Consider the following 17,539-nt stretch of genomic DNA (forward strand, 5'->3'; position numbering starts at 1 on the left):
CCCCGGCCGACGCCGCGAAAGGCAGCCTGCGCCTGCGCGACGGCCGCGTGGTGTTCACGCCGGCGTCGGGTGCCGCCACCTCGGTCTCGGCCGCCGGCCTCTCGGCCGTCGTCGTGCGCGGAGCCGACGGCGCCGCCGAGTTCACGGTCGACTTCTCGGGCATTGTCGGACTCTCGCTCGCCATCCAGGGCGCCGCGAAGGCGCTGCGCCTCATCGGCCTCACCGGCGCCGCGACCCTCTCGGGCGACGGCGGACGCCTCCGGCTCGACTCGCTCGTCGCGAGCCTTTCCGCCCTCGCGCCCACGCTCGCCGCGCTCGTACAGAGCTCGGGCTCGATCGCCGTCTCCGGCTCGATCTCGCTGCCCGGCGCCGACCTGACGATCGAGGGCCGCACGGTCACGGTCGCCACCGGTGCCGTCGTCGACACGACGGGCGCCGAGCGCGACGGCGACATCACGCTGGCCGCCGGCGACGTACGACAGGGCAGAGCGGATGCCGCGGCATCCGTCTCCGTCACCGGCGCGACCCTGCGCGGAGGCGACGTGACCCTCAGCGCCGCATCGGCGAACACCTCCGGCGCCCGCGGGAGCTCGGCCGCCGCGGTGAGCCTCGTCGACGCCGACATCGTCGCGAGCGGCGACGTCATCCTGCGCGCGGACTCGCTCGCCGACTTCCTCGCCTCGGGCGCCTCGGCCATCGTCAAGGGCGTCTCGACCGCGGTCGCCCGCATCGCCGGAGAATCGTCGATCTCGACCCCCGGAGCGGTGCGCATCGAAGCGCGCAACGCCGCGTCGGGCGTCGCCGTGTCGTCGAACGCGGGCGGTGCCGGTCTCGCCGAGGTCGACCTCAAGCGCCTGACCCACGCCCTCGTCGACGGCCACCAGACCATCGACGCCGCCGAGGTGTTCGTCGTCGCCACCGCCGTCGGCTCGGTCCGTGTGACCGCTGCCGGCGTTCGCGGGGCCAACGCCGGCGGAGGAGAGCTCACGACCCTCGCGGCGGGCGCCGCGCCCGGCGGCTCGATCGCCGTCGGCCGCGCCTTCGTCGAGACGGCTGCACAGCTCGGGCCCGACGCGCAGCTCAGCGTCGGCGGTGCGGACGTGACGTTCCAGGCCGACTCGTCGCTGACGGCGGTCGCCGACGCGACCGGCGCGCACGGCGGCGTCGCCGCCCTCGTCGTGCGCGATGTCGCCGCCGGCACGATCGCGCAGAATGCCGCGCTGACCGGAGCCGACGACCTGGCGCTCCGCGCCACCACGACGCACAGCACGCTGGCCGACGGGGGCACCGGCTGGTCGCTCGTGTCGTCCGCCGCAGACACGTCGGCGGCCGCCAAGGCCGGCCGCGCCCTCGCCCTCTCGGGCGACCTCGACTTCGCCGCGACGCAGGCGGCGACCGCCCGCGCCACCGGCACCGGCGCCGCGCTCGTCCTCGGCGTCCACGACGTGCGCGTGCTGCTCGACCGCGCCGCGACGACCGGCGGCGCTGTGCGCCTCGTCGCCGTCGGCCGCTCCGACACCAGCGCCCTGGTCGCTGCCGGTCCGGCCCGGCTCACGAGACTCGCGTCGCCCGTCGCCCTGCTCTCGGCGCTCGGCGGCGCGTCCGGCCCTGCCGCCGCCGCCGGCGCCCTCGCCGTGAAGGTGCTGTCGGTGCACGCCGCCGCTGCGGCCGTCGTGCTCGCCGACGTCTCGACCGCGCTCGGCCGCGGACTCGGCGGAGCCGCCGTGCCGCTGCGCTCCAACGGCGCCGTCGTGCTCACGGCGACCTCGACCGGCTCGGGCTCGGCCGGCGGACGCGGCTTCGACGGCGCCACCGCCGCCGATGTTTACGTGCTGCCGCTGCTGCAGCGCACCGCGGTCGTCGCCGTGAACTCGCCGGTCTTCGCCGGCGACGACGTGTACGTGCAGGCGGGCCGCGGGCCTCCGGCCGCCGGACAGGCCACCACGACCGCCGACGTCGACATCGACGCCGCGATCACCCTGCTCGACCCGCAGTCCACCCTCACGATCTCGACCCCCGCGCAGACGCCGGCGATCACGCCGCCTGCCGGAGCGGTCCTCGTCTCCGCCCGCACCGGCGGGACCCTGGCCCTCGGAGCCGCGACCCTCACGTTCGCGCCCGGTGCCCTCCCGGCCGACGCCTGGGTCGTCATCACCACCCGCACCGGCAGCGTCCGCGGCCTCCTCACGACCTCGTCGGTCTACGACCTGCGCGCGTTCGACGCCCGCACCGGCGCCGAGATCACGACGTTCCGCGTCGACCCCGTGCTCACGATCGCGGTCGGGGGCGCAGCATCCGGATCCCGCATCTGGTACGTCGCACCCGACGGATCGGTGCAGGCGATCGCGACCACCGTCGACACGCGGACCGGCACCATCACCGCGGCACTGCCGCACTTCTCGGACTACGTCGCCGGCTCGCCGCTCGCGGGTCTCCTCGGCCTGATCGTCGCCCAGCTCCAGTCGTACCTGCAGAGCCAGACGTTCACCCAGAACCTCGGCGACCTGAGCCTCGGCGACGCGCTCACCCTCACCGACATCACGCTCTCGATCGGCTCGCTGTCGGGCACAGGGCCGTACAGCGGCACGGCCTCGTTCAGCGCGGGCATCGAACTCGACCTCAGCGTCGGCGCGCTGCGCATCCGCGCCACGGCCGACGTGTCCGCCACCTACACGCTCACGAACGCCGCGACGCTCGACGCGGGGTCGCTGCTCATCCAGCTCGGGCCGCTCGGCTCCGACACCACGTTCGGCATCGACGTCACGTCGGGCGGCGGCGACGTCGCGTCGCTCGAGGTCACCGCGGCCACCCTCACGCAGGGCGGCGCCGACCTCGTGATCACCGCCACCGGCGTCACCGCCGTGTTCGGCGGCGAGGTCGAGATCTCGGGCGGCTCGCTCACCCTCACCTCGCGCGACGACACCGGCGACGTCGAGTTCCAGCTCACCGGCGGCACGGTCACGACGGGCGACGCGGGCCTCACGCTCACCGACGGCGCCTTCACCTACAGCGGTGCTGAGGGCGTCGTGCTGTCGGCCCACCTCGCGCTCGACGTCGCGGGCGTCGACCTCACCGGCGCGGTGCGGATCACGCGCGCCGGCGGCATCACGACCCTCGCCGTCACCGACCTCGCCGCGACGCTCGCGTCGGGGAGCGAGCAGAGCGCCGTCCTGTCGGGCGGCACGGGAACGCTGGTGCTGGGGGGCACCGGCGTCTCCGGCTCGCTCGCCGTGACGGTCGTCGCGACGGGGCTGCTCACCGCGACGCTCGCCGGCCGGCTCGACATCGACACCGCCGCCGGGACGACCGCGGTCGCCGTCGCCGCGCGCAACCTCGCGCTCGACCTCGGCGACGGGCTCCACGTCTCGGGCGCGGTCGTCGGCCTGTACCTCGAGGCCGGCGCCGGCGGCACGCACGTCGCGCTCGACGCCTCCGGCGCCGTGAGCCTCGACGAGTGGGACGGGGTCACGCTCGCCGGCACGATCCGCGTGCGGGTCAACGGCTTCACCGGCGCCGTGGACGAGACGGTCGTGCTCGCCGACGGATCGGGCGACGTCGACATCGCCTTCGCCGCCGGAGAAGAGGGCTCGTTCGCCGGCACCGGCCTGACGCTCGTCGTCGGCGGCCAGTCGATGACGGCCGACCTCGTCTTCACGTCGACCGCGACCGGCTACACCGTCGTCGTGTCGAACCTCGTGCTCGACTTCGGCGACGGCGCCACGAGCGTCGCCCGCTTCACCGGCGGCGGAGCCCTCACGATGGACGGCGGCGCCGTCACCGCCGAGCTCGACGGCTCGCTGCGCATCACCGTTCCGGGCCTCGACTTCACCGGTGCCCTGACGCTCGACGTCAGCACGGTCGAGGGCGACGAGCACGTCATCGTCACCGGCTCGCCGGTCACCCTGACCCTCGCCGGCCAGACCATCGTCTTCACCTCCTTCGAGGTCGCCCGCACCACGACCGCCGGCGTCACCAGCACCCGCATCACCGTCGACGGCGGCTCGTTCGCCATCACCGCCGACGGCAACGAGCTCCTCTCGCTCACCGCGATCACCGGCTCGTTCACGATCACCGCGGGCGGCGTCGCCGGCCGGCTCACGGCCGGCATCTCGAGCGCCAACACCGCGTTCGCCTTCGCCTCGGCCGTCGGCGTCGCCGTCAACACCGGCGCCGCCGCGGTCGGCGATCTGCCGGCCGGCCCGTACCTGCGCGTCGAGGCGCTCGACACCACGCTCACGATCGGCGGGCAGGCGCTCACGGCCGACCTCGTCTTCGAGCGGGGAGCGGATGCCTCGGGCAAGGCCGTCGTGCGGGCGGGGCTCGCCCGGGGGTCGCTCGTCATCGCCGCAGGCGGCACGACGGTCTTCTCGGTGACGAACGCCTCCGGCGCCCTGCTGCTGACGTCGACCGCCACGGGCACCGGCATCGCCGCCTCGCTGTCGGGCACCGTCGTCGTCGCCCTGCCGCAGGTGTCGTTCACGGGCGCCCTGGCTGTGCGCCTGAACACCACCGGCGCCGCCGTCGACACCACCGTCAAGGTCGGCGCGACCGACCTCGCCCTCGTGCTGCCGGCCGGGGACGGCAGCTACCTGCAGCTCACCGGCACCGACATCGTGCTCACCGTCGCGGGCCAGCGCCTCACCGGAACGGTCACGGTCGAGAAGGATGCGGGCACGGTCACCGTCTCGGTCTCCGGCGGCTCGCTGAACTTCGGCAACGGCATCGCGACCCTCTCCGGGGTGACGGCCTCGCTCACCGTCGGGGCGACCGGCGTGTGGGGCAGCTTCACCGGGGCGCCGACGCTGTCGATCCCCGGCGTCGCCGTCGACGCGGCATCCCTCACCGTCGAGATCAACACGGATGCCGCGCTCCACGGCACGATCACGGCGAACACCGTGCGCATCGGCGCCACGAGCCTGACGGTCGCCGTCGCGGGCGTCGATCTCACCGGCTCGATCTGGTTCGAGCGCGTCGTGACGTCGGGGGTCACCAGCTACCGCCTCGCCGTGACCGGCGGACGCGTCACGTTCGGCGCCGGTCCGACGCCCTACGTCGACGTGACCGGCATCACCGGCAGCTTCGTCGTGCTGCCCACCGGGGTCGCGGGCAGCGTCACGGCGAGTGCGGCCCTCGCGGTGCCCGACCTCGTCACCCTGACCACGAACGTCTCGGTCGCCGTCAACACCACGGCCGGGCCGCTCACCGTCGGCTCGGTCGATCTTCCGGCCGGCCCGTACCTGCGGGTCGAGGTCGCCGACCTCGAGGCCACGATCGCGGGCGGAAAGATCGAGGGCTCGTTCGCGTTCACGCGGGCGGTCGGCGCCGGCGGCGCGGTCGAGATCGTCGTCGCGATGACCGGCGTCGACGTGTACCTCGGCGCGAGCGACGCCGACCCGTCGCTGTACGACGGCGAGGGGGCGTTCGTCATCCGCGCGACCGGCGTCGCCGGATTCCTGTCGGGCTCGGCGTCGTTCGGCGGCGGGGGAGTCTCGGCCGCGGGCACGGTGCTCCTGCAGGTCAACACGACGCCCGCCGCGATCGACACCACGGTGCTCGTCGGAGGCAAGAGCCTCGTCATCAAGCTCGCCGCCCCCGCCGCGGGCGGCACGATCTTCGCGCTGTCGGTGTCGGACCTCACCCTCACGATCGGCGACTTCGTCACCATCGAGGGCAACCTGACCTTCAGCGACACCGTGATCGACGGACGCGTCGTGCGCGTCGTCGCCGCCACCGGCCTCACGATCTTCCTCGGGCGCGGCCCCGCCTTCCTCGAGTCGGGCGCGCTCAACCCGCTCGCGATGGGCGTGCTGCTCACGGGCGCGACGATCGGACTCATCGCGACGGAGACCGGCCACGCCCTCGTCGCGACGGGCACCGTGAGCCTCATCGGCGTCGCCGGCGTCACCATCTCGGGCACGACGAGCGTGCGCGTCAACGACACCGGCCTCGCCTGGTCGCACACGATCGACATCCCCGGCAGCACCGAGCCCGGCGTGCTCGTCGAGTTCGCCGGCACGACGACCGTCACGCAGCTCACCGTCACCGACGCGACCCTCGCGTTCGGCGGGCAATCGCTCAGCGGCACGTTCGGCTTCGACCGCTCCGGCGGCGACCTGACGGTGTCGATCGACGACGGCTCGGTCGCCTTCGGCGACGCCGTGCAGCTCGGCGAGATCACCGGCGACCTCGTCGTGCGGGCGACCGGCGTCGCCGGGACGCTGAGCGCCACCGTCACGATCGCCGCGCTCGGCGTCGACGCCGTGGTCGCGGAGGTCGCCGTCAACACGGCCGCCGCACCCGCCACCGTCGGCGGTGCGACGCTGCCCGCCGGCCCGTACCTGCGGGTCGCTCTCACCGGCCTCGACCTCGACGTGCTCGGCCAGACGATCCGCGCCGACATCGCCGTCGAGCGCCTGACGTCCGGCGGCACCACGACGACCGTCGTCGGCCTCGCGAACGTCGCCCTCTTCCTCGGCGACGACGGCGGCACGCCCGGCACGACCACCGCCGACCTCGCCGACGACCTCGGCGTGCGGCTCACCGGCGGCTCGGGCATCCTCGTCCTCACGCAGACGGGACTCGCGGGACGCATCACCGGCACCATCACGGTGCAGCTCGGCGACGACGCGGGGCTGACCGGCTCGCTCGCCCTCACGCTGAACACGACGGCGACGCGGGTGCAGGCATCCGTCACCGTCGGCACCGCCGTGCAGACCCTCGACGTCGCCGCCGGCGCCTACCTGCGCTTCGAGGGCACCGGCCTCGAGCTGACCGTGCTCGAGCAGACCCTGCGCGCGAACATCGCGATCGAGCAGGTCACGCCGCTCACCGCCGCAGGCACGCCCGACGCGACGAAGCGGATGCTGCGGATCGCCGCCACCGGCGTCGAGCTGAGCCTCGGCGGAGGAGCCCTCGAGCTCACCGGCGGAACCGCGCTCATCCTGCTGACCTCCGGCGCCACCGGGTCGTCGTTCGCCGGGCGCATCACCGGCACGCTCGCGCTCGACGTGCCGGGCGTCGCCTTTAGCGGCGGCCTCGCGGTCGAGTTCTCGAACGCGGCAGACCCCATCGACGCATCGTTCGAGATCGCCGGCGAGACGCTCGCGCTCGCGCTTCCCGCGGGCGGCTCGACCGGGTACTTCCGCCTCGCGGGCACGGGCATCGCCCTCACGATCGCAGGCCAGTCGCTCACGACCGACATCGAGGTCACCGACAGCGCCGGCGAGCTCACGCTCACGCTGCGCAACACGCGCCTCGTGCTCGGCGGTCAGACGCCGCTCGTCACGCTCGCCCAGCCGGCATCGGGCACCGGGTCGACCGCGACCATCGTGCTCACTCCGGCCGGCACCTACGGCGCGATCGCCGTCTCCGTCGCGTTCGGGGTCGCCGACATCAGCGTGACCGGCACCGTCACCGTCGCGTTCAACACCACCGCGGCCGGGCAGACCGTCGCAGGGTGGACCGCCCCGCTGGCTGCCGGCCTACTGCGCGTGGGCGGCGAGGACCTGCAGATCACCGTCTTCGGCCAGAGCCTCTCGGGCGACGTCACGTTCGAGCAGGTCACCACCCCCGCCGGAGCAAGCGTCGTGCGCGTCGGTCTCGCCGAGGTCGCCCTGACGCTCGGCCCGCTGACCGCCTCGCACGGCACCGGCCTGTTCGTCATCACGCCGACCGGCGTCGCCGGCGCCCTCAGCGTGCAGATCGCCGTCGCCGGCGGCTCGGCCTTCTCGCTCAGCGGCGCCTTCGAGCTCGAGGTCAACACCACCGACGCGCGCGTCACCGAGACGCTCGCGGTCGGAGCCGGCACCGTCTCGATCGACGTCGCCGCCGGCCCGTACCTGCGGGTCGCGGGCACCGGGATCGTGCTGACCGTCCTCAGCCAGCAGCTCCGCGCCGACGTCGCGTTCGAGCAGACCACGTCGTTCGGCGCCGACGGCGTCGCGGGCGGCACCGACGACGCGACCGTGACCAAGATCGCCCTCGCGAACGTCGAGATCACGATCGCCGCGGGCGCCGCGAAGCTCACGCTCACCGGGGGCTCGGCCCTGTTCGTGCTCACCGGCGCAGGAGGCCTGGCGGGCCGCGTCTCCGGGACGGTCGCCCTCAGCGGCGTTCCCGGAGTCGCGCTCGCGGGCACGCTCGTCCTCGAGCTCAACACGACCACCGCGCGCGTGAACGAGACGGTGCGCGTCGGCACCGGCACGCAGACCGTCGACCTTCCGGCTGGGCTCACCGGCGGCTACCTGCGCCTCGCGGGAGCCGGCGTCGTCATCACGGTCGCCGGCCAGTCGCTCGCCGGCGACGTAGAGATCGTCAAGAACGGCACCGACCTCGCGCTGACGATCCGCAACGGCGTCATCCGCTTCGGCACGCCGACCTCGCCGCTCGTGAGCGTCACCGAGATCGAGGGCGCGTTCCGCCTCACCGCGACCGGCATGGCCGGATCGGTCTCGGCCACGCTCGCCGTCACGGTGCCGGGCCTCGAGGTCGAGGGCGACGTCGCCGTGCAGATCAACTCCGGCGCGGCCGCCGTCGTGCTCGACGCCGGCGAGCCCGACGAGGTCACGCTGACGCCGGGGCTCAAGGTCGAGGTCGCGAACGCGAGCATCACCGTCGCCGGCCAGTCGCTGGGCGCCGCGCGCGTCCTCATCAGCCGCACGCCCGCCGGCGAGGTCGCCCTCGCCGTCACCGACCTCACGCTCCAGCTCGGCACGTTCGTGAACGTGACGGCCGCCCACCACTGGTCGGGGGCGCTGCTCGTCACCTCCGCCGGCATCGCCGCGAGCTTCTCGGGCAGCACCACGGGCGTCTTCACGCTTCCCGGACTCACCCTCGGCGGCGACGTCGAGTTCGCGATCAACACGACCGGCGCGGCGCTGCGCCGCACCGACCTCGGCATCGACCTGCCCGCGGGGCCCTTCCTGCACGTGGCCGTCACCGGCGGCGTGCTCGGCGTGAGCGGCGGCCCGTCGTTCTCGGGCAGCTTCCTGCTCAGCCGCTCGGTTGCGACCGGCACGACCACCATCGCGTTCAGCGGCGTCACCGTCTCGCTCACTCCGGAGGGCGAGAGCTCGGCCGTGGGCATCACCGACGGCGTCGGGGCCTTCCTGCTGAAGGCGAACGGCATCGTCGGCACCTTCTCCGGCGCGGTCGCGGTGGCCGGCGGGGGCCTGAACGCCGACGCCACCGTCGCGGTCCGCTACAACGGCACGCCGGATGCGGTCGACCAGACGATCGTCGTCGGCGGCATCAGCGTCCCGCTCTCGTTCACGGCCGAAGAGGTCGCCGGTGCCGGTGGCCCGTTCATCGCCCTCGCCGTCTCGGGCTCGATCAAGCTCGGCGACTTCGTCGAGATCGTCGGCTCGATCGCCTTCAGCGGCGCCGAGATCTCGGTCTCGGGCCTGACGGTGTTCGTGGGCCAGGGGCCCGGCTTCGTCGACGACGACGCCCCCAACCCGTTCGCGGTCGGACTGTTCCTGACGAACGTCAACGGCTTCGCGAAGGGCACCGCGGGCAGCCGCGTCGTCGCGATCTCGGGCACCGTCGCCCTCGTCGGCATCCCGGGTGTCACGCTCGGCGGCACCGCCTCGGTCTTCTTCAACGAGACGACCACCGAGCAGGTGCTCGGCTCGGGCGACGACGCCGTCACGGTCGCCGAGGGCGCGGCGGGCGCCCCGCACATCCTCGTGATCGGCGACCTCGCCCTCGGCGTCGCCGGGCAGTCTCTCACGGGGACCATGGCGTTCGAGACGCTCGCCGGCGGCGGCATCCGGATCCGCTTCGGCAGCGCCGCACGCGACGGCGGCGCTCCGCTCACCCTCAACCTCGGCGACGGCGTCGCGGTCGCCACGATCGCGACCGGCCAGCTCGACCTCACGCCGGGCGGCCTCGCGGCGGTGCTCACAGCCACCCTCACGCTCAACGCGGGCGACGCCTTCGACCTCGACGGCACGGTCGTGCTGCAGCTCAACACCGCGACCACCGCACGGACCGTGCAGGGCGTCGTGCTGCCGCCGAGCTCGGTGCGCGTGCAGGTCGGCACGCTCGCGGCGCCGGCCACCCTCGAGATCGCCGGCCAGACCCTCAGCGGCGTGTTCGTCTTCTCGCAGGTGCGCGGCCAGGTCGCGCCGGGAGCGCCTGCGGGCACCCCGGTGCCGAGCACGACCGTGCTCATCGCGACGGCGCTCACGCTCTCGCTCGGCACGGACACGGCGGGCGTGCGGCTCACCGACGGCTCGGCCGTGTTCGTGATGACCTCTGCCGGCCTCGCGGGGCGCGTGAGCGGAACCGTGCGCTTCCTCGTGCCCGGCGACCTGGCGCAGTTCAGCGGCACCTTCACTGTCGCGGTCAACTCGGGCGCCGAGGTCGACGAGGTCTTCGAGGTCGATGGGACGACCGTCGTGCTCGACCTGCCCGTCGGCCCGTACCTGCGCATCGAGGGCGCCGGCGTCGCGATCGCCGTCGCCGGCCAGCGACTGTCGGGGGACTTCACCTTCACGCAGTCCAGCGCCGGCACCGTCGTCACGATCGCGAACGCGCGCGCCGCCTTCGGCGACGGGACCACCGACTTCGTCGCGCTCACCGGCGGCAGCGGAACCTTCACGATCACCGCCACAGGCGTCGAGGTCGACGTCGAGGGCACGCTCACGGTGACCGTTCCCGGCGTGCTCATGACCGGCACCGTGCACGTCGCGCTCGACACGACGAACCCCGCAGCACCCGTCATGTCGGTCACCGGCACGGCCATCACGATCGACATCGGCGGCTTCGCGCTCACGGACGGCGAGCTCACCTTCTCGCAGCGCACGGTCGGCGGCGCGCGCATCGTCGACGTGGCGATCGAGGCGACCGCCGACTTCGGAGCGCCCATCGGCACCATCGACTTCGCCGGCGCCCTGCAGATCGGACCCGCGGGCCTGGCCGGCGTGCTGCAGATCGACGGCACGAGCATCTCGCTCGGCGGCGGCGTCACGATCTCGGCCACCTCGCTGCGCCTCGAGATCAACCGCTCCACGCAGGCCGTCGTGCTCGCCGACTCCGGCGCGACCCGCCTCGAGGCGGGCCCCTACCTGCGGATCGCGGGCGAGGACATCGCGATCGTCATCGGCGGGGTCACGCTCACGGCATCCCTCCTCTTCCAGCAGGCGACGAGCTCGACCGGCGCGACCCGCACCGTGATCGCCGTCGCAGGAGGCTCCGTCGCCCTCGGCGCCGGAGCCCCGATCCTCACCGGCGTCGACGGCCTCATCGTGCTCACGCCCGCCGGCATGGCCATGACCATCGGCGGCACGCTCGACCTCGGCGAGCTGCTGCCCGACGGCGTCACGATCTCGGGCTCCTTCGCCGTCGCCATGAACCAGTCGGCCAGTCGCGTCGCCGAGTCGGTCACGATCGGCACGCGCACCGTCGCGCTCGACCTCGCCGGCAACCTGGGCATCCGGGTATCCGGCACCGGCGTGACCCTCGCGATCGCCGGGCAGTCGCTGACCGGCGACTTCGCCTTCCAGCAGAACGGCGCCACGACCGAGATCGTCATGGCGAACGTCGGACTGCGCATCGGCGACGGATCGACCGACATCCTCACGCTGAGCGGGGGAGCGGGCACCCTGACGCTCGCCCCCGCAGGAATGTCCGGTCACCTCGACGGCACCGTGGCCCTCACCGTCCCGGGCGCCTCCGCGAGCGCGACGATGCGGCTCACGATCAACACCGCCACGTCGCAGTTCTCGATCGCCGCCACCGCCCTCTCAATCGACATCGCCGGGCAGCAGCTGCGGGGTGACTTCACGTTCACCCAGGCGGGCGCGGGCACCGCACGGGTGATCGCGGTCTCGGCGACGAACGTGTCGCTCTTCCTCGGCGACCCGAAGGGCGCCGGAGACGGCGACGACGTCGGCGTGCGCCTCACGAACGGCACCGGGGCCTTCCTGCTCACCGGGGCCGGCATGGCCGTCGACATCTCGGCGACCGTGAACCTCGTCGGGCTCGGCTCGATCCCGTTCTCGCTCGGCACGGGCCTCGTGGTGCGGCTGCAGGTCAACACCGCGCCGAACGCCGTCAAGACCGCGGTCGGGCCGGTGAACCTCGACCTGCCCGCCGGCCGGTTCGTGCGCGTGTCGGTCACCGGCGGCATCACGGTGTTCGGCCAGTCGATCTCGGGCACGTTCCAGTTCGAGCAGGTGCAGGGGGCGGGGCCCGACCGCCGGGCCGGCACAACGGACGACGTGAAGGTGCTGCGCATCGCGGCGACGAACGTCTCCCTCTTCGTCGGCGACGACGGCGGCACGCCCGGGGTTGCCGCCGTCGACGTCGCCGACGACACCGGCATCCGGCTCACGGGCGGAACCGCCCTGCTGCTGCTGACCGCCGAGGGCTTCGGCGGGCGGATCTCGGCCACCGCGTCGATCCGCCTGGGCGCCGGCATCCAGGCCGTCGCGACCGTCGGCGTCGACATCAGCAACATGCGCCGCACCGTCGGCGGCAAGCTCGTCGCCGTCGCGGTGAACGAGGAGTTCATCGTCGGCGGTGAGACCCTGACGCTCTCGCTGCCCGCGGGGCCCTACCTGAAGGTCGGCGTCACCGGGCTCGCGCTGACGATCGCCGGCCAGCAGCTCACCGCCGACGTCTCGTACGAGAAGATCACGGCGATCGGCGCCGACGGCACGCTGGGCACGGGCGACGACACGACGAGCCAGAAGATCCGCTTCGCCAACGTGGGCCTGCGCCTGGGCACGCCCGACCGCGACATCGTCGTCGTGCGCGACGGGTCGGGGGCGTTCGACATCGTGCCGAAGACCGGCTCGGTGGCGGGCGGCGTGGTCGGTCGCGTCCAGGCCACGGTCGAGCTGCTGATCCCCGGCGTCTCGTTCTCGGGCACGCTCGAGGTGCAGATCAACACGCTCGCCGCCACCTACTCGCTCGACGGCACTCCCGTCCAGAGCGGCGTCGCGGTGGCCGGCCTCGACATCGCGCTCGAGGTCATGGGCCAGCGGCTCACCGGCGACTTCGCCTTCGCGAAGAACAGCACGACGGGCGCGATCACCCTCGGCCTGAAGGACGTCGAGCTCGCGCTCGGCGACGGCACGCAGACCTACGTCACCGCGAGGATCGCCTCGGGCGCGCTCCTCGTCACGCGCAGCGGCATCGCGGGCGCCATCAGCGCCTCGATCGTGCTGAACCCGGCCGTGCTGCCGGGCGTGACGGTCGACGCCGACGTGATCGTCAAGATCAACAACACGACGGCCGACGTCAGCACCTCCGTCCAGATCGGCCCGTCGTCGGTCCCTCTCGTCGTCGCGAAGAACACCCTCCTGGTGCAGGTGGGCCGCACCGGCAAGGCCGCGGCGCTCACGATCCTCGGACAGACCCTGCGCGGCGTCGCGCTCTTCGAGCAGAAGACGACCGCCTCGGGCGCCAAGATCGTGCGGATCGCGTTCACCGAGGTGCAGCTGTTCATCGGCGACGAGGGCGGCGACGGGATCGACACCGCCACGGACTCGACGCCCAACGACGTCGGCCTGTGGCTCGATGAGGGGCGCGGCGCGTTCCTCATCACGCCGAACGGCATGGCGGGGGAGGTCTCCGGCGCGGTCGACCTGCGCGGTCTGCCCCTGACCATCACGGCCGACCTCACGCTGCAGCTCAACTCGATCCTGGTGGCAGGCCAGGGCGTGGTCGTCAACGAGGTGTTCCAGTTCGCCGGCGTCACCGTCACCACCCCGATCGACGGCACCGCCTCGCGCGCCGAGGTGCAGCAGATCCTCGTCGAGGGCACCACCGGCACCTTCACCCTCGCGATCGACGCCGACCTCGACGGCACGCTCGAGACGAGCGAGATCAGCGACGCGATCGACGTGGGAGCGGATGCCGCGGCCGTGCAGGCCGCCGTCGACGACCTGCTCGGCGCCGGCGTGGCGACGGTCGCCGAGATCGCCGGGGGCTACACCGTCACGTGGCTCGCGAACGGCAACCGTCCGCTGCTCCAGGCGAACGTCCGCGTGCTGTCGCTCCCGAAGGGACCCTTCGTCCGCGTGGCGGCCAAGGACATCGTCATCGGCATCGGCGGCTCGGGCGGCATCACGATCCGCGCGGACTTCGCCTTCGAGCGCATCGGCCAGGCCCCGAACCAGATCACCAAGATCGCCCTCGCGAACGTCTCGCTCGACTCGAGCCAGAGCATCGGCGGCACGAACCCCGGAATCGTCGGCGGCTCGGGCTTCCTCGTCGTGTTCTCGCCCGGCGCGACGACCTCGACGAGCCCGTCGGCGACCACGTCGACCGGAGGCGTCGCCGGCATCATCACCGGCAAGGCGCAGGTGGCGGCCGGATCGTTCGGGCTCAACGCCTCGATCGGCTTCACGATCAACACCACCGGCGCGGCCGTGAAGCAGTCGGTCGTCGTGGGCACCGAGACCCTCACGATCGACGTGCCGGCCGCCCCGCGCTTCCAGTTCATCGTGCAGGACCTGAGCTTCAACTTCGGCGGCGTGCTCGCCATCCGCGCCGGCCAGTTCGCGATCAGCTCCGACGCCTTCTCGGGCACCGGGCTGGAGCTCTTCATCGGGTCGGGGATCAACGACGACGGCACGATCCGCTCCGACGCCGTCGGCGTGCTCATCAAGAACGCGTCGGTCGCCTTCAAGAAGGGGGCCACGGCCGCGGACGGCTGGGCGATGCGCGTGACGGGCACGATCGCCCTCCTGGGTCTCGACGGCCTCGGCATCAGCGGCACGGTGGCGTTCCAGGTGAACACCTCGAGCTCGCAGTCCTTCACGCTCGCCGACATGGGCACGATGACCGGAGCGGTCGCCGCCGGGGCCTTCAGCTTCACCGCCGGCAACGTCGTCATCACCGCCGGCGACGTCGTCACCCTCGGCGGCTCGCTGCGCCTCGCCCGTCAGCCCAACGGCGCACTCGACATCTCGCTGTGGAATGCCACTGCGCTCGTCAAGAGCGGCGGCACCAACATCGTGAGCCTCGCCGGGTTCGCGACCTTCTCGATCTCGCCGCTCACCGGATTCCAGCTCGGCAGCTTCCGCGTCACCGACTTCGCGCTCTTCCCGAGCTCAGCGCCCACGCCGCCCACGCACGAAGACCTCCCGGTCGTCGTGTCGGGCAACCTCGCCACTCCGCTGCGGGGCGGCCTCCACACGAACACGAGCCTCACGACCCTCGAGGTGACCTTCTCGACGACCGACGGCACGATCGACCTCGCGAGCGTCACCGACGGCGGCGCACCCGAGATCGAGGTCACCGTGGCCGGGGCATCCGGAACCTGGACGGTGAATCCCGTGCCGACCGCGGTGTCGGGCAAGGCGAACACCTGGCTCTACGCGATCAGCGGCCCGGCGCTGCCGAGCACCGCCGTCGTGAGCGTGCGGTTCGTCGCGGGGACCGTGACCGCGACCCACAACGGGGTGACCGCTCCGCTGGTGGGCGAGGTCGAGACCTTCTACGTCTTCGTGCCCGCCGCGCCCGGCCAGAAGCCCGGACCGGTCGCGTCGCTCGTCACGCCGAGCGTGAGCCTGACGCAGCTCAACGCCCAGGGCTACATCGACGTCACGTACACGTCGCTGCCGGCGACGACCGGCGGCACGCCCGACCCGATCGTCAAGTCCGTCATCGAAGCCAACCCGACGGCGCCGTTCACGATCTCGGGGCTCGTCGGCGACCTCGCGATGAACGGCGCGACGCCGATCATCGTCGGTGCGCCGCTGCTGATCGCCGGCGCCGCGGCGGGCGCCACGTCGGTGACGTACCGGTACTTCCTCAAGGACAAGAACCCGAACAACACCCTCGGCCTCTTCAGCGGCTCGGGCAACGTGACGATCGCCCTCACCGCGGGACGGGTCGCGAGCGGCACCGGCGGCGCGCCGGCGTACAACACCGCCCAGACGCTCACGCTCGCCGTCACCGCCGGCAGTGCGGGGGAGATGACCGAGGGCGGGCCGATCGCTCTCGGACCGCTCACCCTGCAGGGTCCGACCGTCGGCCTCGGCGGCTTCGGATTCGCCGATGGCAAGGTGCTCGTCTCGGTGATCCTCGGCGTGCAGCGCGCATCGCTCGCGTTCGGCGGCAGCCCGGCGACCGGCGCCCCGTCGAGCGCACAGACGCAGTCCGGCGTCACCGTCGACCTGATCGGGCTCATGGGCTCGTTCGAGCTCGCCGTCGACGTGTTCGGTCTGCTCGGCGGCGACGTCGACATCCGCCTCACCGGCAAGTGGGGGCTGCAGGTCGCCGCGCTCGACGCGCAGATCCCGAACGTGGCCCGCCTGCAGGCGACCGGGATCAAGGTCAACTACGACCCGAAGGGCCCGGCGGATCAGGAGATCGTCCGGGTCAACACGGCGACGATCACCTTCCCGTCGTTCGGGATCACGGGATCTCTGCGCCCGTACGACCCGGCCGCGTCGTCGAACATCTCGGCCAACAACGACCAGGCCCTCGGCGTCGGCGTCGTCCCGGGCCTCGTGGTCTACGGCAACGGCTTCAAGCTCGGCACCGCCGAACTCGCCTACGGCCTGCCCCCGACCACCGGCACGCCCGACCCCGGCAACGCGCTCACGGCCACCGCACCCGACCGCAAGATCACGTTCGGCGGCATCCTCGAGCTCGACGACATCCGGGTCGGGGTCTCGGGACTCGAGGTGCGCTTCCCGGCGAACGGGGTCAGCGGCAGCGCCGGCTTCACGGGCGTCATCTACATCGCGACGGGCGGCGCGAAGCTGTTCCCGGGCCGGCCGTTCGGCGCGACCCTCACCGATCGTGTCACCACCGACGACCGGCGCCCCGACGGCACGATGGACGACGAGGCGTTCCGCATCGCCCTCACGTTCACCGAGGGGAGGGTCGACGCGTTCCAGCTCACCGTCGACACCCTCGAGATCCGCCTGGGCACCTACGTGACGCTGACCGCCCGGGACTTCCGCCTCGACACCGGCGCCGAGGGCACCGAGACGATGGTGTCGTTCCAGGCGGTCGGCGCGAAGGTCACGATCGGCTCGCTCGAGATCGCGGGCGAAGGACGCAACTTCGCGATCCTGGGCAACGGCTCGTTCAAGGCGCTCTCCGGCTTCGGCGTGTTCCTGTCGGTCGGCTCGGCGACGGGGGAGTCGTTCAAGTGGCCGACCTTCCTGCCGGTGCGCCTCGACGCCATCGGCATCCAGTGGGCGGACGTCGAGAACGCGCCGGGCGACTTCGTCCTCATCCTCTCGGCGAGCGTCACGGGCATCCAGGGGCTGTCGGGCCTGCAGATCAGCGGCGCGATCCAGGGCATCCGCATCCAGCCGTCGCTGCTGCTCGAGGGCAAGTTCCCGATCATCGGCATCGACTCGATCGGCGTCACGATCAAGGGCAAGATGTTCGGCGGCGACGTGTCGGCCGGGCTCGTCGGCGGCATCCTGAAGCTCGACTCGAACTACTCGATCATCGGCGTCTTCGACACGACGACGCCCGTGCACCAGCGGGTGTTCTACCTCGGGCTGGAGGGCACGATCTCGATCGCGGGGCTCGCCGGCTTCGGCATCCGTCTCGGTCTTTC

At 72.8% G+C, this 17,539-nt stretch carries 1 protein-coding gene (cut by a window edge); it reads left to right on the forward strand.

Annotation, left to right across the window (positions count from 1 at the left end; genetic code table 11):
- Nucleotides 1-47: 47 nt before the first annotated feature.
- Nucleotides 48-17,539 carry the 5' end (the start) of a beta strand repeat-containing protein gene (locus tag OB08_RS01345; RefSeq protein WP_461471333.1) on the forward strand. The gene runs 18,712 nt beyond the window's last position, so only the first 17,492 of its 36,204 coding nucleotides appear in the window; the start codon lies at nt 48-50; its stop codon lies off the right edge, out of view.

The organism is Microbacterium sp. HJ5, from assembly GCF_054824025.1.